Here is an 18,148-nt window from a genome sequence, read left to right on the forward strand (position 1 = left end):
TTTGTCTGCTGAAGCAGACCCGAATCCGGCGCGCAAGACTCGCGAGCGAGTCTTGACAAATAACCCCCATCCAGTGGATGGGGGTATTGCATTTACTTAGCTTCATCTAATTCTACATCATTGATATAAATATAACCCAGGTCTTTTATGTCTAGTAGATTCTCAAATTGGATTGTATATTGAACCTCAGTAATATCCCCGTCCCTTCTGTTAGATTCACTTAACATATTTTCACTGTTATTATATTCGCTAATTACTTGATTGTTTTTATCCTTCAAAGTAATTATTAAGTCATCCATAGTTTTTTCTGTTACAAATCTTAAACCTAATGGCGATATGTAAAGCACACCATTGCTATTTTTAAACGTTCTACAGTTATCTGTAAATGCCAAGTTAAAATTATATTGCTTATATTCATTATCAATTATTTCTTTTGTATCAGTTAATTTTAGGCATTTGCTTATGTCTAAAGCCGATAGTTCTTCTGAAGTTATTTCAAAGGAAATATAAACATATAGCTCCTTTCCCTTATATTCTGCATATTTGTTACATGTCCCGGTTGCTTCGTATTCAAATATAAAACGCTTATCTGCCCCAAAAGATTTTAATGAATTATTATAATTATCAATATCCGCATCTACTTTTTGGCCTTCCTTATCGCTAATTACAAAAAACAGATATCCTAATCCAGTATTTTTTTCACATAAACTTTCTTCTAAGCAAATAACGTAATTGTCAATTGTGATCTTTTGGCCATCTTTCAATAAATAATCTTTCACAATTTCTTTTTGCTCATTACTTGAATTTGCAAAGAAAAAGTCAAATATAGTTTCATTCGAATATGCATATGTAATAATATTTGATACCAAAAGAACTGATACTATTACACTAGCAATTATAACTATTTTCTTTTTCATCTTTAAATCTCCCAATCTGATTAAATAGCTAATTAAATATGTGTATAATCCAAGTATGCATTATAAAATAACTCCGAATAATAATTTGTTGATGTTCCTGAAATTCCTACAGATATTCCACCTGAGCCAAACGATATGCTTGGAGAAATACTTTTGTTTGTCACTGCATGATTATATGAGGTAGCAAAGACCACAACCTTTTTTTCATATCTCCTTTCTGTGCTTGTAAATTCATAACAATAGTGCATACCTTATATGCAATGTGTAACACATTCCATTTTTTCATCTACCTACCTTTCATTTTTACAAGCAACATCGGTCATCATATCACTGCCAAAAAAGATTTTCAATATTTATTTATGTAAACGGCGAATGGAAACGCGGACGCATTCTTAACGGCGATGAAGTGATGACGCTTTCTCTCGGGGAAAACTCACAAGTCTTATGATTGAATTATAAAAATAACCCCCATCCAGTGGATGGGGGTCTTGTTGTATTATCGCTGTTATTTTTTTAATAATTGTTGTATTTCCTCTTTTGTATAGGTATTATGCGTCCCGTCTTTTAGTGCATTTTCATATCCGTTTTTTTCATCTTTAAATGCTGACAAATCAGTCCAATTAAGACAAAAGAAGTTAATAATCCTACCTTCCTTTCCGTAAAAAACAGCATCTATTTCATCCCATTCTTTTTCGATTTCGATATACAAATTGTATTTCGCATTATAATAATACATGCCGGTATTCGAATCATAATAAGCATCCAACGAAATAAAATCGTATTGTTCCGGAAATTCATTCAAATTTGTAAATGATTCTGCAAATGCCTGATCATTCATTTCAAAAGATATTTTTCCCCTTCTTCGAGATAATACCCACATTGCACAACCAACAACCAACAAGATAATGATTGCTGTTATTACTAATTTCTTAATATTTCCAATTTCCATAATACCTCTCTTCCCCTGTTAATACTCCACCTTTATACTTTCCATAGGAATATATTATCGTTAGTATAACATATTCATATTTATCCACTCAATAGTACATTACGCTTAAAAAAATCGTTTCTCAAGATCTCTGATTTTAGAAAAGCACCCATTTAACATATCGATATCAACTGTACCGTCCTTTGCAAGGGCTGTCGACTCAACTGTAAAATCACCTGTATAACCATACTCTCCAAGTTTCTTGAAGAAACCGTCAAAGTCTATATGCCCTGCGCCAATCGGAAGCACCTGCATATGTGCCCAGTCCATGTATCCACCGCCATAATCATTTACATGCAAGTGCCTAATCCGATTCTCTTTGAGAATATACTCATATTCCGGCGAAAAAATCTGCATAGTCTGATTATGAAATTCTGCCATCTTGGTATCATATACAAAGCCGGCATCAGGATATTTCTTTGCTACCAGATCAATATTCTGCAAAGGACTGTTCGTATTACATATTACATTCTCCACAAGAAGTTCTATTCCCGCTTTGTCCGCCAGCAACTTCCATTCTCCAAATCTCTCTATGTTCCTTTCGATGTTCCTATCGGATACGGTCCCATTCCATAGATGAAAGACCATCTTTTCTGCTCCAAGCTTTTCAGCCAGTTTTAGATTCAGTTTAAACCTTTCCGTTCCCTGTTCAAAAGTTTGCTTATCTTCATCCGCAGTCATTACACGATCATGAAATCTCCCGTCTGAAAAAGTGGTTGTCATACCACATAATGCTTCCCCCAATGATTTTTGACTATGTATTACCGGTATGGTTAAGTCATAGGAGTTCACAGCCGCAATCACATCGTCCAAAATATGATACCACGAACTGCACATCATTAGTTCAAATCCATCACAATCCAGCTTCGATGCATATTCTTTTAATAATGTATAGTCATTATTATTGGCTTTACCAATAATCGCTCCCGATGAGCATAATATTTGATTCATAATGTCCACGCTCCATTCATACAAAAAAAGTGATTGTAACCGTTTGAGATCACAATCACTTTTTTGATTATCGTTGATTATTTTATTCGGATTAAATGTGTGTCAACGGCACAATCTGCTCTAACACATTGTTCATGTCCTCAAACATGAATCCCTTTTCTGTAATCTTCACTTTAATATCTTCGATATCATTATCTACCTGTTCAAAATATTGCCTTGAGTCCTCGATGTTTGATGACACTTCCATGATAGAGCTTTGGCAAGTCTGGAATACATCTGCCATCTGCAGGCTTTGGCCGGACACATCATCCGCCACGCCCTTGATGGATGAAATGGTATCCTGCGTTTCGACAATTTTGGAATGCGATGCCTCAATTGCAGCTTTTGTATCATCAATGGATTTTACAAGGCGGGTATTGTTTTCATCCAGCTCCGTCATGCTATCACGAATGGAAGTTACCACCGTTTGGATTTCTTTTGACAATCCGTTTACAGAATCCGCAACAACTGCAAATCCTTTTCCGGCCTCTCCTGCACGCGCCGCTTCAATAGATGCGTTTAACGCCAGCAGATTTGTCTGACTGGCAAATCCGCCAATCAGCTCAACCTTTGATCGAATGTCATCAAAACTCTGCTGAAAAGCAGTGAACACTTCCTGCACGGATTTAATGGTTTCTGCTACTCCACTGGAACTTTTATCAACGGCTTCCATTCCCTCATGGGAACGATCTGCAGTCTCAACCAACTGATGCACAATATGATCAAATGCATTTGAAATCTCCTCGATATGGCGAAACTGTTCCTGGAATTCTGCAACCGATTCCGAAATGTTGTTGTACTTATCTTCTACCACACGGAAAGATTCCCTAACTGTATCGATACCATCGATTGTGTTTTTCTCCTCAGCCTGTAATTTACTTTTCTGCTCGATAGAGAAACGACCGACCTCACGGATGGCCTTCATGCGATTATCAAACTCCCGTTGTTTGTCATAATTATTTGCCTGTATATTTGTGGCTTCCTGCTCTTCATTTCTTCTGAAAAATGCCATATGTCTTCTCCTTTACTCAAATACCACACAAACCATTGTCTGATTAACATGTTGTTTTCCAAGCTGTTCTCCACCACCGACAACGCCGATATGCGGTCCCAATTTTGCCATTTCTCCCAGGAAAGTATTTAAATATCCGCGATCTGTATAGAGGAGATGACGATAAATACAATTAATAGAAAAGACAAAGGAAATCTTAGTATTCTCCTGCGTGATATTTGCGCGTGTTTGTGCTCCAACCGCCTCATAATCTTCCAATTCCATTACACTGATGGTATCGTTTGCATTGATTCTCTTGTAGTTAATGAGCGAACCATTTCTGCCGATTTCATACGGGCTTGCAATGAAGACCTGATCTCCGATGACACGGCCAAGCGGATTGGTTAGAACATTTCCAACCAGTTCTCTCTCGCTTACCCCTGCATCTTCGCAATAAACACTGGCCGCAGGTCTTCCATCCAGAGTCAGCAGTTCCTTTGTATCCAGTTTGACTCCCGTGGCTATATGCTTCTTTACGCCCTCCATCGGCTTGAAAATCAATTCTGAGTATGTGCGAATCTTTCCGGACAGATTCTTGATAAGCGCATATGCACAGGCATCTTCATAAATCGTTCCGTTTACCATTACTTTGCTCGACGCGCCCTCCGGTGCCCCAAATACGGTTCCTCCCGCAACTGTAATTCCGGCATGTTCAAGCGCAACATTCATTGTGGTAACCAGACGCTCCTCGTCATTCGTGCAAAATTCGAGGCAGACCGTGTTTTCCGCTCCGGCTTGCACTTTTGCTATTTTTTCCTCCATCATTGGAATATCAATCATCGGCGCACTCGAAAGTTTTCGTATCACACCGACATCTCCTACAATGTCTTTTCCAAATCCTATGAGAACCATCCTCTTGTCTGATGACTCGCTTCCCTCATAGGTAGTCGCACTGGTTCCTATCATTGGAACTCCTGCATATTTTTGCGAAAGAATTTGAGTTGCCTTTTCCAAATGTTCATAGGAAGACAGTAAAATCAAAAGAGACGGATTTACCACTTTTGCGGAAGCCTCTTCCATCGCAGCCGTCACATCTGTCTTTTTTGATAATCCGATTGATATTTGCATACGCACATTACTCCTTTCAAATTAAGAGATTAATATCACTCCCATTAACTTTAAATATAACAAATTATAGGCTTTTTTTCAATTTTTCCATCAAGATGACTCCGTTTTCTGATTTCTCAACTATAAACCTTGCTATTTTCAAAAAAAGACAAAGACATTTTAACAATTACACATCGTTAAAATATCTTTGTCTTTTCGTAGGTTTTTACCACTGATATCCGGTTCCCGCACCCAAATCATCCTCGACAAAATTTAATTCCCCGATTAACGGAGTTAAATCTTTGAATTCGTCAGGATGCACTGCTGCATAGTATTCTTTCTTGCCCAGGAAATAATGAAGAATGTACATGTGATGATACAAATTCGAGGATACCACATCCGCATTCCCGGTGTCTCCCACTACATCCTCGTCATAGTCATCAAATTTATAATCACGACGAAGGACAAATACATCTTCTTTCAACACAGTCCCATCGAGAAGCGCCGGCTTGATATATGCTTTGTCTTGTACAAACTCCCCATCAACACCGTCGCCGCCTAAGGCTATCGTATAATCAAGCACCAACACCTCTTTATATCCGACATTTGCGGCCTTAATCTGCTCGACAAATTTGCTCTGTAATCCTTTATCCAACAATCCAACCTTGGCATTTTCAAGCTGCTCCGCCACTGCCGGACCTAAAGTGTCAAATGCCAAATCGCGGATACTCGGACGCGACATATTCTTCTCATCATCCATCCGCTCTCTTTCTGCATTCGCCTCCATCTGCGCAACCTGCGCCTGATACTGTTCCTTTGCTTTGTTAATCATTGATCCGAACAAACCCATTTTTCTTCCCCTTCTTTAAAACAATTATTTGCATGTAAACTCACATTTTGCTTTGTTGTATTTTTGAATAATCTTATTGTATTTTTTATTTTTGAAAAAATCAATATGTTCGGCAACGTTTTGATATCAACACCTTAAAACCATTTTTTTAATTCCTTCATCAGTTCTTTCTCTTTATTTTCTGCCGCATCCATATCAGATGCACATATCGAAAGATATAACTTCAACTTCGGTTCTGTGCCGGATGGTCTCACTACAATTGAACAGTCATTTTCCAATACGTACTTTAACACATCAGACTTCGGCAAGTCTCCAATTCCATCTGAATAGTCATACAGGTGTTGAATGGAATAGCCGCAAATCTTCTCACTGCATCCGCGAAACTGCTGCATCACATGTTTCATCTTTTCTGCACCTTTAGCACCTTCAAATTCGAAAGAATACAAACTGTTTTTTTCATATCCAAACTGCTTATACAGATTTTGCAACTGTTCCAGAAGTCCAATTCCCTTTGCTTTATAATAAGCAAACATCTCGCAGATAAGCGTTGCACCATTCACAGCATCCTTATCCCGCACATGCGTTCCGGAAAGATATCCATAACTTTCTTCAAACCCAAAAATATAATCGTCTTTCCTGCCTTTTTCTTCCAGTATCGCGATTTGTTCTCCGATAAATTTGAAACCGGTTAACACATTAATTGTTTCCACACCATAATGGGATGCAATTTTTTCGCCCATATCTGTCGTAACAATCGTTTTCACCATGACCGGATGTTTTGGCATGGTATTGTTTGCAATGCGCATTTTACAAATATAATCTAACAGAAGACAGCCTGTTTCATTTCCTGATAATAGAACAAAGTCATCTCCTTTTCGCACTGCAATTCCAACACGATCACAATCAGGATCCGTCGCAAATACCAGTTCTGCATTCTCACGCTTTGCATATTCAATAGAAAGTTGCATTGCTTCACGAATTTCCGGATTTGGATATGGACAAGTCGGAAAATTCCCATCCGGTTGCTCCTGTTCCTTGACTACTGTGACATCTGTATATCCAAGCTCTGATAAGGTTCTTATAACAGGTTTCAATCCGGTTCCGTTGAGCGGAGAATAAACGATTTTTACATGTTTATCCAGCTCCTCCTCTTTCGCCAGAGATAATTTTTTAACCTCTTCCACAAAGCCTGTATAAACAGAATCCGGAATTGATGCAATGGCGCCCTTTTTCATACCGGTATCAAAAGGAATGCGTTTCACATCACCGAAAATATCCACCTTTTCTATTTCTGCCAAAATCCGTTCCGCAGCTTCTGTCGTAATCTGACAGCCGTCGCTTCCATACACTTTATACCCGTTATATTTTGCAGGATTATGGGACGCAGTAATCATGACACCCGCAGCACAATCCAATTCTCTGACTGCATAAGACAAACATGGAGTCGGCATCAACTGCGGATAAAGATATACCGTGATTCCATTTGCAGCAAATACCTCTGATGCAATCTGTGCAAACTCTTTTGATTTATTTCTCGAATCATAACTGACTGCTACTTTGCGCGCTTTCTCTCCACAGGTTTTTAGGATATCATTCGCGATTCCCTGACTGGCTTTTGCCACCGTATAAATGTTCATGCGGTTGCTGCCTGCGCCGATCACGCCGCGCAATCCACCTGTTCCAAAGGCAAGATTGCGATAAAATGCATCTTCGATTGCTTCAGCATTTCCTACCATTTTTTCCAGTTCTTCTACCAGATCCGGATCCTCTAGATTCTTTTGCATCCAACGATTATATTCCGTCAAACTCATTTCCTATTTCTCCTATCTAACTGTAGACGCAATGATTTCCATATCCCCCTCAAACAATACTACTCCGTAATCGTATGGCACGATTAAATGTGTCCCCTTGCGAACCAGGGTTCCATCAATCTTTCCGATTCCGTCCGTGATTGTAATGTTTAAAAAGTGATATTTCTGGTCCAAAAAAGCAGTCCCTTTTACACGCATCTTAAACACTTCATAATACATGCCGGCATAGATTACCTCCAGCTGATTGTCCCGTCCCCGGATTTTCTCCGATTCTAAGATACACTCAGATGCAGATGGCGCCGGTGTTGTAATTACTTCTTTACACTTTTCGATATGCAATTCACGCTTTTTCCCGTCCGACATTCTGTCATAATCGTAAACGCGATATGTCACATTGCTGCTTTGCTGGGTTTCTAGAATCACAAAGCCGCCTTTAATTGCATGCACGGTTCCGGGATTGATCTGAATAAAATCTCCCTTTTTCACCGGAACCTCACAAATCAACTGCGACCATTTTTCCTCCTCGATCAGGCGCGTAAGCTCATCTGTCGAATTGGCGTTGTGACCGATTACCAGCTTCGCATTTTCCGGACAATCCAATATATACCAGCACTCTGTTTTTCCCAGGGAGTGATTCTCCTTCTCCATTGCATAACAATCATTGGGATGAACCTGAATACTCAAGTCTTCTTTTGCATCTATGATTTTTACCAAAAGAGGGAATTTTTCGTTTTCGCCCTCATCCTTTTTGATATTTCCAAACAGCTCCGGGTGCTGATTCCACAATTCCGAGAGGTGAAATCCTTTATATTTTCCATTTTCGATGATTCCATCTCTTTTTGGATACGCAGAAATCCCCCAGCACTCTCCGATATCATCTCCTGCTTCCTCGTAGCCAAATTCCTCGCGCAACTTGGAGCCTCCCCAGATATTGTGCGTACAAACAGGATGCAGGAAGAGCAATTGGTTGCGATCTCTTTCCATCTTATTTCACCAACTTTCCTTCGGCATCAAATTGTGTAACATACTCCACAAGTTCCTTCAGCTTCACTTTCGCAATTCCAATCTTTTGGTCAGCCGCTCCATATCCCATAATCAATTCTTCTCCGATCATTACGGCACCGGTCGTGAAAATGCATGGGCATAAAAACTTATCCGGAAGTTCCCAATCCTGCTTCGCATAAATCAACCTTTCAGACATGCGATGTGTGATGATTGGGAAATCGTCTTCCTGTTCCTCCACAATCATAAAGGATTGTGTATATCCGTAATCCGGAAGCTGTTTCCCGTGATAGGACACCAACCACTTTCCTTCCCCCAGCGAAATCGGTGGAAAGCTGGCGCCGATACGTTCTTCTTCCCAATCAAAGGTACTCTTTGCCATCAATTGATGCTCTGCTTTTTCTCCAACGAAATCAGAAAACGATTCTGCTGCCGCATAAAAAATAGCCGGTGTTTGTACGCCTTCTCCGGTTGGAAAAGCATAGGATTTTTCCGGGCGATGTAACATAACAAGCTGATTTTTTCCATGGATTTTCATCTTCTTTTCAAAGAAAAAAACATCCCGGTTGTCGCTCATATTTCCATCTGTTAACGGGCCCACATAACCAAAGGCATCCTCGTATCTTTGTGCGGCCAGCGCGTCCAAATCAACCTGATATAAAACAGTGACCGTATCATTCCTGTTTGCCAGAACTCCGATCGGATTATTCTCATCTTCTGCCCAGTCAGGTAGATTATCCTTGCGTTTATCCCCCTCCCAATAAGCTCCGGGTGGGAACAATCGGCAGGCAACTGTCAAATACAGCTGCCCTTCAACCTTAAATAATCTAGGATCTTCAATGCATCCGTTTGCGTAATTTAATACCTTTTGACCATAAACATTCGTCACAAACATCCGGTCTTCCTCATAAGCGAGTGCCGGTGCAAGGGCAGGTTTTGAAAAATCCGCCTCAAAGGTCTCTCCCCCATCTGTGCTTTTTGCGTAGCCCAAAAAGATCGGATACGGATCGGATTTTCCTTTTAAATTCTTAGAAGGCCATGGTCCTGTTGCACGAAATAGCATATGGATGGTTTTTCCATCTTCATCTAATGCCAGCGCAGGATTAAGAACCATCGTATCCGCCCAATCGCATCCGGGTTTCGGCTCTAAGACAGGCTTTGGAGAATATTTTATTTCTAATTGTTTATTTGTACTCATCAAATTATCTTCTTCCTATTTCTGTATCGCTTTCATTTACAACGCTATGCTCTTTGATATAATCAATCAGCTCATCTGTGTTTGCAAAAGCCAGTCCTACATAACTGTCTGCAGCTCCGTAATAAATCGCCATCTGACCGGTTTGCGTATTTTGTACGGTTGCACATGGGAAACAAACATTCGGAACAAATCCACGCTCCTCATACCACTCTTCCGGAGTCATCAAAAAATTCTCGCAGCGATATTTTACAATCGAAGGATTCTCCAAATCCAAAATTGCGCCGCCAATGGAATACACAAATCCGTTACAGGTTCCTGCCACACCATGATATAACAGTAACCATCCCTCCGAGGTTTCGATTGGAGTTGCGCCGCCGCCAATCTTTAACGACTGCCACCACTTATCATTCGGTCCCATTACATGGCGATGTTTTCCCCAATAGATCATATCAGCACTTTCACTTACAAAAATATCTCCAAATGGGGTATGTCCGCTGTCGGAAGGACGGGATAACAACATGAATTTATCCTGAATTTTTCGTGGAAACAGTACTGCATTTCGATTAAACGGTACAAAAGGATTTTCGATTCTCACAAAAGTTTTAAAATCTCTGGTCTTTGCAATACCGATTGATGCCCCGTAAAAGTCCTGGCACCAAATTATATAATAATCATCTTCCACCTGAACCAGTCTTGGATCATAAGCATACTGCGGCATGAAAATTTCACCGTTTTCATCTACGAATTTGATCATGTCCTCATCGATATCCCAATGAATTCCATCCTCACTTCTGCCTAAATAAATGGTTGGAATTCCATTTGTCTGTTCTCCTCTAAATACACCGATAAATCCATCCTCATAAGGTAAAACTGCACTATTAAAAATTCTCGCAACATTCTTTACCGGATTTCTTCCAATGATCGGGTTCTCCTGATATCTCCAGACAGGTGCACCTTCAAACGCATCAGGTCCTTCCTGCCAAGGCACTTTATTTGTTGTTGGTCCGTATAATTTGTATTTCATAATCGACATCTCCTATGCTTCAGCAAGCAATTCCAAATTCTTCTTTATCAATTCAATCCGTTGTTCAACGCATAAGGTGCTTCTTCCCGGATCCTCCGGTGTATGAAACACGTAATCCATCAAACGCTCTAGCGACATGGTAGCCACATGTACTCTGGTATCCGACGAAGCATAGTAAAGGAACACTTCGTTATTCTCATTTACAATTGCACCGTTTGTGAATACAACATTCGAAACATCTCCTATCCGCTCCTCACCGCGAGGTCCAATCAAAAGTCCTGATGGCTCAGCAATCACCTTTGAAGGATCCTTAAGATCTGTTGCGAATGCATAAATCACATAACGAAGTCCTGCTGCTGTATTTCTCACGCCATGCGCAATATGAATCCAGCCTTTGTCCGTCTTAATCGGTGTGGCGCCTGCTCCGTTTTTTGCTTCCGTAATGGTGTGATATTTTCGTAAGCTTGTCATTTTCTCTTCGTCAATCACTGCATGGCAAATATCGTCACACAAGCCAAATCCGATTCCACCGCCGCTTCCGGTTTCAATAAAATCATCCATTGGCCTTGTGTAGAAAGCATATTTTCCATTTACAAATTCAGGATGCAAAACCACATTTCTCTGCTGCGGAGAATGTAAGGTTACTAAATTCGGCAATCTCTCCCAGGTCTTTAAGTCCTTTGTCCGCACGATTCCCGCAACAGCTACAGCCGCTGATAAATCGTCGACAGCGGTATCTTTGCTTTCCGAACAGAATACTCCATAAATATATCCGTCTTCATGCTTTGTCAGACGCATATCATAGACATTGGTCTCTTCTTTACAAATATCTTCAAGCAAAATCGGATAATCCCAAAAACGAAAACCATCTATTCCATTTTCACTTTCTGCAACCGCAAAAAAGGACTTTCTGTCATTTCCCTCCACGCGGGCCACCAGATAATACTTTCCATTCAGGAGAATGGCTCCGGCATTCATAACCGCATTAATTCCCAAACGTTCCAAAAATAATGGATTTGTTTCTTTATCCAAGTCATATCTCCAGGTCAGCGGAGCATGCTCACGTGTCAAAACCGGGTATTGATATCTTTCATAAATTCCATTATAAAAATCTGTCTTTTGATTCTTTCGCTCAAGGAGAAGTTTCTGCTTTTCCAACTCCTCATAATACTTTTCGTGAATCATATTACTTACCTCTTTCAAGTTGTTCCATTCTTCGCATCAGCTCAAGACACATTCTTCCATTGTGATACGGACACTTCCATGGCTCCACGATTGCGCGCCGGACAGGAGTTCCGTCAGGATACACCTCCCATAACCATTCCGAACCGTTTCTGTGGTCGATGATATATTCTTTGATGTATTTCCATAAATGCTCAGTCGCCTGAATAAATTTTTCGTCTAACGTCTTTTGATAAGCATTTACAAAGCCTACCATCGCCTCAGCCTGAACCCACCAGATACGGTTTTCTTTCACCACACCATTCTCGCATTCATTTGCAAATGAATCTCCATCAAATGCCAGCTCAAAGGTATGTTGTGCAAGTGTCAAGGTCATTGCTTTTAGTTCGTCCCGAATGCCCTTTGCAAAAACATTTTCACCGATTGTTTCGATTGCTAAATCCAACAACCAGGATGCTTCAATGTCATGGCCATAGCTATGCAAATCCAGCAGTGAACAATAATTTTGATCAAAGAAAACCTCCAGCCGTTTTTTACCCGCATCATAGATCTTTTCATTAAATACCAATAGTAATTCTATTAACTTCTGTTCTACCAACTCATCGTTTGTTACCTGATACAAAAGTGTGTAGGCTTCGAGTACATGAAGCGCCGTATTCATAGTGCGGTCTGCAATCACTCCGTTTTCCGATAATTTCTCATTTGATTCCGGTTTAAAATCCTGTTGAAATGCTTCCAGATATCCATTCTTGTCGCGACAGTTTTTCTCGATCACCCAAAACAAATCCTTTGCAAGTTCCAGTGCCGATGCATCATTGCTTGCCTGATAATAGGCAGCCAAAGCATAGATGGCAAATGCCTGATTGTAAGTATGCTTTGTGGTATCCAATGGCTTTCCGTCATATGATAATGACCAAAAAACGCCTTCATATACTTTGTCCACACAATGATCTTTCAAAAATAAATATGCATGTTTTGCAGACTCTAATAATTTAGGATCTCCCAACTCTAAATATGCACGAGAGAAAAACCATAAAATTCGACTATTTAAGATGCATCCCTTTGAAGCCTTCGGATCTATGGTCAGATCATAATCCATCCAACCGTAGTATCCGCCGTATTCACAATCTTTCAGCCCCATCCAAAATGGTATTATTCTCTCTTTTAATTCCTTTTTAATTTCTTCTAACATTTAACTATCCCTTTACCGCACCTGCTGTAATTCCGCTATATATTTGTTTTTGGCAGAGAATAAAGACAACCAGTGCCGGGAAAAGCGATATTAATACACCGGCACAAATCAAGTTGTACTGACTTCCCATCGGTCCGACAAAGGTGTATAGGGATGTAGAAATTGTTCTGATTCTCTTGTCCATCAAATATAAATTGGCGCAATAATATTCGTTATAAACAGCGACTCCCTTTAAGATACAGGATGTGACAACTGCCGGGCGAAGCAGCGGACGAATGATCTTCCAGTAAATCTGAAAATAAGACGCTCCGTCAATGATTGCCGACTCATCCAGCGACGGTGAAATATTCTCCATAAACTGGATAAAAATATAAATCGATATGACATCTGTTCCACACATCATAATGATGTATCCATACAGATGGTTCACCAGTTCTAAGCTGGACATGATCTTATAAACCGATACCTGCATCGCAATGGATGGAAGCAGCGAAGCAAACAAGAACAAATTGCGAATCAGCTTGTTGCCCAAAAATTCAAAACGGTTTAACACATATGCCAGCTGTGTTCCCACAATCACCGAAACAGCCAAAACGAATACCATTACAATCAGCGAATTCAAAAAGGCTCTTCCCATGTTTGCGGTCTGAAATGCCTTCACAAAATTATCGAAATTCAGCCAATTGCTCGGAGGTGTGATCACACTCGTGGTCTGATATTCATCCGCGGTTTTAAATGCGGTAAACACACATGACACCACCGGAACCACCGCTACCAAGGCAAAAAATATCAAAAAGAAATACTTTAAGATATTGAAGATTTGTTTTTTAACTGCGTTTATAATCTTCATCTTCCAGACTCCTTTCTGCCCAGTCTCATCCTGCTTTTGCGCGCTTTCTTTGCACTGTAGGATTCGTCTGTACTGTCTGCATCTCTAAATACATATTTGAAAAATGCTTTCTGCAAAATTGTGCATACAAAAATGATGATCAGTAATACCACAGCCATCGCGCTTGCCAAGCCAACCTTTTGTGTGACATGGGCGATTTCATTCATGATGACGAAATAGGTACCTGTTCCATTTCCACCGCCTGTGATTACATATGGCGGCTCAAATGCACTTAATGAACCGGTAATCGACAAGATCACATTCAGCGTCACGATCGTCTTGATGCTCGGTAAAATGATATGTCGAAACTGCTGCAATTTATTTGCACCGTCCAGCGATGCAGCTTCGTAGAGTTCTGCATCCACCGACATAATCGCACCGATGAACAGAACCATGTTTTGGCCGAAATAACGCCAAACCGAAGTCGCAACCAAAGACCAGTTGTTTACCCGCTGATCCTTAAGCCAGTACGGAAGATTTTCTAAGTCAAATCCAATCATCTGCAAAATCGAATCAAAAACAAATCCTCTTGTGTAGAAGAATTTGAAGATGAATCCAATTGCAATACCACTAATCAAATACGGGAAAAACATCATTCCTTTAAATACGTTTCCCCCTTTTACTTTGAAACTCAAAATCGTTGCAAGAAACAGTGCAAGCGCCAGCTGGAACAATGCACCCACACAGTAGTAAGCACTTAACTTTAAAGCCTTAAAACAGTCATCTCTGGTAAAAACGTCAATATAATTTTTAAATCCTACAAATTCTCTTTTATCGGGCGGGGTTAAATAGTTCATCTTAAAAAAACTGTACTGTACCATCTGCCCAAACGGGATATATGTAAACAGCATTAATAATAACAACGGAACTGTGACGAAGCATACTATAACAATCGCCTGCTGTCCCTTTCTGGTTTTATGCCATTTCATACTGTTTAACCTCCTTGTACTAATGTTGGGCGGTGAATCACCGCCCAACCCATTCATTAATTACGTTCTGCTCCGCAAGCATCCTGCGCAGCTGTCCAAGCTGCATTCCACTCTGCTACAATTTCATCCAATGTCATATCTCCCATTGCGGCATGCTCAATAATCAACTGAATTCTTCTATCTCCGCCGGCTCTGTAATTCAATTCAGACTCGGCATTCAACTGATTTAAAAGATCTTCCTCTCCTGCGACTGCCGGAGTTTCCTGAAGCAATGTAACTGTATCAAACTGAAGCTTTGTTTCTGTGCTTCCGGCTACAATTGGAAGTCCGTCCTCGTTGTATGCAAATCCTGATTTCTCGGTCATCCATTTTACAAATACCATTCCGGCCTGCTTCTCATCTTCCGGAGCATTTTTATTGACACCATAGCAATAGTCAGGTCCTGCCAAAGCATACTGCTTTCCATCCACGGTAATCGGGAAAGGCATATATCCGATATCTGCTGCATTCTCTCCTGCTGCCTCCATCTGAGGATAAGCCCAGGATCCAAGAACCATGCATCCGATTTCTCCGCGGTTGATCATTCCCTTGCAGCCTTCCCAGTCAGTGGTTGAATAATCTTCTTCGGTTAACCCTTTTGCGACTGCATCATAAAGAATTTTGTAAACAGCATATGGATGTGTGCCATCGCCGTAATCCTTAAACGGATCAGTGCTGTGTAATAAGGTATTATTTGTAAATGCCTCATCACCGGTAGCAGAAATACCTGTATAATCATCCCAGCATCCCATGGTCCATCCTGCTGCATAATTTGTGTAAAGCGGAATGATGGAGCTGTCGTGATCTTTAATCTTTTGAAGTGCTTCGATAAACGCATCCGGAGTTGTTGGAATCTCTGTGACTCCGGCCTCTTCAAATACACGCTTGTTGTACACAATTCCCTGGCAGGTTGCAGTACTAGGTACCCCATACACCTCTCCTTTGTACTCCCAGTGATCTGCGTAATTGATTTGCTGGTTCATCACATCTAAAGTTCCGTAAGACTCAAAGTATGATGATAAATCAGCCTTGTCAATTGCAGGGATTAACATAACAGTCTCATAATCTCCGGACTGAAGATGCGTCTTTGCATCCTCTGCATAATTGGTATCTGTAATTACATTTACCTTAATGTTCGGATACATCTTATTGAACTCTTCTATGTACTCTTTCCATGTGGTTCCGCCATAATCTTCAGAATCCAAATCTGTTCTGTTGTTGAAGAAAGAAATTTCAGCCTCCAAATCTGTAAAATCTTCTCCCAATACAATGTCGGCATACTGCTTAAAACCTGCGCTCTTTGCAGCCGGTGCCTGTGTTTCGTCCCCTGATTTGCCACAAGCAACACCAGTCAGTGCGATTGCAGCAACCAATACCATTGAACTTAATTTCTTCAGTTTCATATGTTTTCCTCCTTTTGTGTTTTTGAAACTAAACACATCATACTTTTTAGTCAACTTTTAATCATTATCCATTCTTGCAAATCATAACACTTTCTTGCAAAATTGCCATTTTTGCCGTTTTATACAATTCTTCGACCCTGTTTTTGTGCATTTTTAACTTAATTTAATTCGCATTTAGCCTTCCTTTTAATTTATTATACTTGATTTTTAACTAAAATCAAATTAAAATACAAACAAAACAAGATTCTACTTAAACTTAAAAATGAGGTAATGCGATATGAATCAACTGGAATCCTTAAATCAAATATTTCGCTTGCATCGTTTGTTCCGTCAAAACGAATCCTTTTCCGAAAGTGTCGACCTCAAGCGTTTTCGACGCAACCCACGGGATCCAATCTCGCCCCTTTTGCTGCATTTGCATTTTGGTGGTGCAATCACCTATTCTATTCCTACCACCTTTGAATGCATTGATAATCCATACTATTTGATTTTGTATGTAGAAAAAGGAGATGTCTTACTAAACAGCAATAATGGACTACAACTTGTAGCAAACGATTTTATTCTTTTGCCACCCCACACAAACTTTCGATTCGATACAAAATCGACGCCATGCCTGTTTCATATGTTTTTGATATCCGGAACAGGGATTGTGCCATTTGCAGATAGCATGCGACAAGTTTCATTAAACAATGCACATGTCATCAGTCAGCTTGTTTATCTGCACCGCCTATTATCTCAACAGGGAAATGATGTCCCTTTCCTGATTTCACGCACATTGACCGATATTTTAACTGAGGCAATCTTAAAACAATGCGGATCCGGCAAAAGCAATGATGATGAAAGAATCCCGGCGCATATTATAGAAATGAAACACATTATGGAGCATGAATACCAAAAGCCTTTAACCCTAGACCAGTTTGAACGCCGCCTGCTGATTAGCAAATATCGCCTTTGTCGTGAGTTCAGCTCCCATTTTGGTTTGTCTCCTCTGCAATATTTAAATCAGCTTCGCATACGCGAATCAAAAATATTGCTGACTGAAACAGAGATATCTGTTCACGCCATCGCCTGCGGTGTCGGAATTCCAAACACCAGCCACTTCATCAAATTATTTAAAAGAGAAACACATCTGACCCCTGCTGAATATAGAAAATCAAAAAACTCTTAGCCTACGCTAAGAGTTTTTTAACACTGTTTTTAACCACAAGATGTCCTGTCACAATATGAGTCTTTCCTCCGGAGTCGTTCTCCTTAGACTGCCGGTTCATAATTTCTACGAGGGTCTTTACCATCTGAAGCATATCAACTTCATACGTCGTAATTTCCACATCACAAGTTCCCGGGAAAATAAAATTATCATATCCCACTACAGAATAGTCTTCCGGAACTGAATATCCCTCCTGCTCCAGATGTTTAATTAAAACACCTGCTGTCAAATCGCAATTGCACACAAAGGCTGTCGGCCGTTCCAGCGGCAGCATTAATTTCTCCGGTTCAAAAATAAAACCGGTTTCAAAATCACGATCCTCGATTCTCCAATCCGGTCGGATATTTTGTCCATGCTCCATGATGGATTTCGTGTATCCCAAATAGCGATCCATAATGGATGAGGTTGCAAAAATGGAACCCACGAATG

Annotated in this window: 17 protein-coding genes; 1 reads left to right on the forward strand and 16 read right to left on the reverse strand. The window is 40.3% G+C overall.

The window, feature by feature from the left end; translation table 11 throughout:
- Nucleotides 1-92: 92 nt before the first annotated feature.
- From CSX02_RS09660 to CSX02_RS09730, 15 genes are all read right to left on the reverse strand, one after another.
- The gene (locus CSX02_RS09660; RefSeq protein ID WP_099386537.1) at nucleotides 93-917 is read right to left on the reverse strand and encodes a hypothetical protein; all 825 of its coding nucleotides are present in this window, start codon (nucleotides 915-917) and stop codon (nucleotides 93-95) included.
- 505 nt (nucleotides 918-1,422) lie between these two features.
- The gene (locus CSX02_RS09665) at nucleotides 1,423-1,866 is read right to left on the reverse strand and encodes a hypothetical protein (RefSeq protein WP_099386538.1); all 444 of its coding nucleotides are present in this window, start codon (nucleotides 1,864-1,866) and stop codon (nucleotides 1,423-1,425) included.
- 105 nt (nucleotides 1,867-1,971) lie between these two features.
- On the reverse strand, nucleotides 1,972-2,856 hold the full coding sequence (locus tag CSX02_RS09670; protein WP_099386539.1) for a sugar phosphate isomerase/epimerase family protein: 885 nt from the start codon (nucleotides 2,854-2,856) through the stop codon (nucleotides 1,972-1,974).
- A 91-nt stretch (nucleotides 2,857-2,947) separates the two neighbouring features.
- Nucleotides 2,948-3,907 carry a methyl-accepting chemotaxis protein gene (locus CSX02_RS09675; protein ID WP_099386540.1) on the reverse strand — a complete coding sequence of 320 codons (960 nt, stop codon included), beginning with the start codon at nucleotides 3,905-3,907 and terminating at the stop codon, nucleotides 2,948-2,950.
- 12 nt (nucleotides 3,908-3,919) lie between these two features.
- A complete protein-coding gene (locus tag CSX02_RS09680) occupies nucleotides 3,920-5,014 on the reverse strand; it encodes an FIST C-terminal domain-containing protein (RefSeq protein WP_099386541.1) in 1,095 nt (364 codons plus the stop codon).
- Between the two features lie 205 nt (nucleotides 5,015-5,219).
- Nucleotides 5,220-5,825 carry a hypothetical protein gene (locus CSX02_RS09685; RefSeq protein WP_189281487.1) on the reverse strand — a complete coding sequence of 202 codons (606 nt, stop codon included), beginning with the start codon at nucleotides 5,823-5,825 and terminating at the stop codon, nucleotides 5,220-5,222.
- Nucleotides 5,826-5,977: 152 nt separating this feature from the next.
- On the reverse strand, nucleotides 5,978-7,654 hold the full coding sequence (locus tag CSX02_RS09690) for a phospho-sugar mutase (RefSeq protein WP_099386543.1): 1,677 nt from the start codon (nucleotides 7,652-7,654) through the stop codon (nucleotides 5,978-5,980).
- Nucleotides 7,655-7,666: 12 nt separating this feature from the next.
- A complete protein-coding gene (locus CSX02_RS09695) occupies nucleotides 7,667-8,638 on the reverse strand; it encodes a type I phosphomannose isomerase catalytic subunit (protein ID WP_099386544.1) in 972 nt (323 codons plus the stop codon).
- Nucleotide 8,639: 1 nt separating this feature from the next.
- Nucleotides 8,640-9,854: a glycoside hydrolase family 130 protein gene (locus CSX02_RS09700; protein ID WP_099386545.1), complete on the reverse strand. Its 1,215-nt coding sequence runs from the start codon at nucleotides 9,852-9,854 to the stop codon at nucleotides 8,640-8,642.
- Between the two features lie 4 nt (nucleotides 9,855-9,858).
- Nucleotides 9,859-10,878: a glycoside hydrolase family 130 protein gene (locus tag CSX02_RS09705; protein ID WP_099386546.1), complete on the reverse strand. Its 1,020-nt coding sequence runs from the start codon at nucleotides 10,876-10,878 to the stop codon at nucleotides 9,859-9,861.
- Nucleotides 10,879-10,890: 12 nt separating this feature from the next.
- Nucleotides 10,891-12,063: a glycoside hydrolase family 130 protein gene (locus tag CSX02_RS09710; protein WP_099386547.1), complete on the reverse strand. Its 1,173-nt coding sequence runs from the start codon at nucleotides 12,061-12,063 to the stop codon at nucleotides 10,891-10,893.
- Nucleotide 12,064: 1 nt separating this feature from the next.
- A complete protein-coding gene (locus CSX02_RS09715) occupies nucleotides 12,065-13,252 on the reverse strand; it encodes an AGE family epimerase/isomerase (RefSeq protein ID WP_099386548.1) in 1,188 nt (395 codons plus the stop codon).
- A gap of 4 nt (nucleotides 13,253-13,256) precedes the next feature.
- The gene (locus tag CSX02_RS09720; RefSeq protein WP_031544285.1) at nucleotides 13,257-14,102 is read right to left on the reverse strand and encodes a carbohydrate ABC transporter permease; all 846 of its coding nucleotides are present in this window, start codon (nucleotides 14,100-14,102) and stop codon (nucleotides 13,257-13,259) included.
- Entirely contained in the window at nucleotides 14,099-15,070 is a 972-nt protein-coding gene (locus CSX02_RS09725) for a carbohydrate ABC transporter permease (protein ID WP_051637949.1), read from the reverse strand. The genes CSX02_RS09720 and CSX02_RS09725 overlap by 4 nt, the downstream gene beginning before the upstream one ends.
- Before the next feature lie 56 nt (nucleotides 15,071-15,126).
- Complete coding sequence (locus CSX02_RS09730) at nucleotides 15,127-16,512, reverse strand: ABC transporter substrate-binding protein (RefSeq protein ID WP_099386549.1); 1,386 nt, start codon at nucleotides 16,510-16,512, stop codon at nucleotides 15,127-15,129.
- Nucleotides 16,513-16,789: 277 nt separating this feature from the next.
- On the opposite strand from CSX02_RS09730, the gene CSX02_RS09735 reads away from it, so the two are divergent.
- Nucleotides 16,790-17,680 (forward strand): helix-turn-helix transcriptional regulator, encoded by an 891-nt coding sequence (locus CSX02_RS09735; RefSeq protein WP_099386550.1) that lies wholly within the window; start codon nucleotides 16,790-16,792, stop codon nucleotides 17,678-17,680.
- 1 nt (nucleotide 17,681) lies between these two features.
- On the opposite strand, the gene CSX02_RS09740 is transcribed toward CSX02_RS09735, so the two are convergent.
- Nucleotides 17,682-18,148 (reverse strand): substrate-binding domain-containing protein (locus CSX02_RS09740; RefSeq protein ID WP_189281491.1); only part of this gene is annotated, 467 nt, incomplete at its 5' end.

Origin of the sequence: Agathobacter ruminis, from assembly GCF_002735305.1 — a bacterium.
Lineage (GTDB): Bacteria > Bacillota > Clostridia > Lachnospirales > Lachnospiraceae > Roseburia > Roseburia ruminis.

Coding starts and splice junctions, on each gene's coding strand:
- CSX02_RS09725 (WP_051637949.1), bottom strand. CDS start 15,070: ATGAAATGGCATAAAACCAGAAAGGGACAGCAGGCGATTGTTATAGTA.
- CSX02_RS09730 (WP_099386549.1), bottom strand. CDS start 16,512: ATGAAACTGAAGAAATTAAGTTCAATGGTATTGGTTGCTGCAATCGCA.
- CSX02_RS09690 (WP_099386543.1), bottom strand. CDS start 7,654: ATGAGTTTGACGGAATATAATCGTTGGATGCAAAAGAATCTAGAGGAT.
- CSX02_RS09660 (WP_099386537.1), bottom strand. CDS start 917: ATGAAAAAGAAAATAGTTATAATTGCTAGTGTAATAGTATCAGTTCTT.
- CSX02_RS09715 (WP_099386548.1), bottom strand. CDS start 13,252: ATGTTAGAAGAAATTAAAAAGGAATTAAAAGAGAGAATAATACCATTT.
- CSX02_RS09735 (WP_099386550.1), top strand. CDS start 16,790: ATGAATCAACTGGAATCCTTAAATCAAATATTTCGCTTGCATCGTTTG.
- CSX02_RS09680 (WP_099386541.1), bottom strand. CDS start 5,014: ATGCAAATATCAATCGGATTATCAAAAAAGACAGATGTGACGGCTGCG.
- CSX02_RS09720 (WP_031544285.1), bottom strand. CDS start 14,102: ATGAAGATTATAAACGCAGTTAAAAAACAAATCTTCAATATCTTAAAG.
- CSX02_RS09710 (WP_099386547.1), bottom strand. CDS start 12,063: ATGATTCACGAAAAGTATTATGAGGAGTTGGAAAAGCAGAAACTTCTC.
- CSX02_RS09705 (WP_099386546.1), bottom strand. CDS start 10,878: ATGAAATACAAATTATACGGACCAACAACAAATAAAGTGCCTTGGCAG.
- CSX02_RS09670 (WP_099386539.1), bottom strand. CDS start 2,856: ATGAATCAAATATTATGCTCATCGGGAGCGATTATTGGTAAAGCCAAT.
- CSX02_RS09700 (WP_099386545.1), bottom strand. CDS start 9,854: ATGAGTACAAATAAACAATTAGAAATAAAATATTCTCCAAAGCCTGTC.
- CSX02_RS09685 (WP_189281487.1), bottom strand. CDS start 5,825: ATGATTAACAAAGCAAAGGAACAGTATCAGGCGCAGGTTGCGCAGATG.
- CSX02_RS09695 (WP_099386544.1), bottom strand. CDS start 8,638: ATGGAAAGAGATCGCAACCAATTGCTCTTCCTGCATCCTGTTTGTACG.
- CSX02_RS09665 (WP_099386538.1), bottom strand. CDS start 1,866: ATGGAAATTGGAAATATTAAGAAATTAGTAATAACAGCAATCATTATC.
- CSX02_RS09675 (WP_099386540.1), bottom strand. CDS start 3,907: ATGGCATTTTTCAGAAGAAATGAAGAGCAGGAAGCCACAAATATACAG.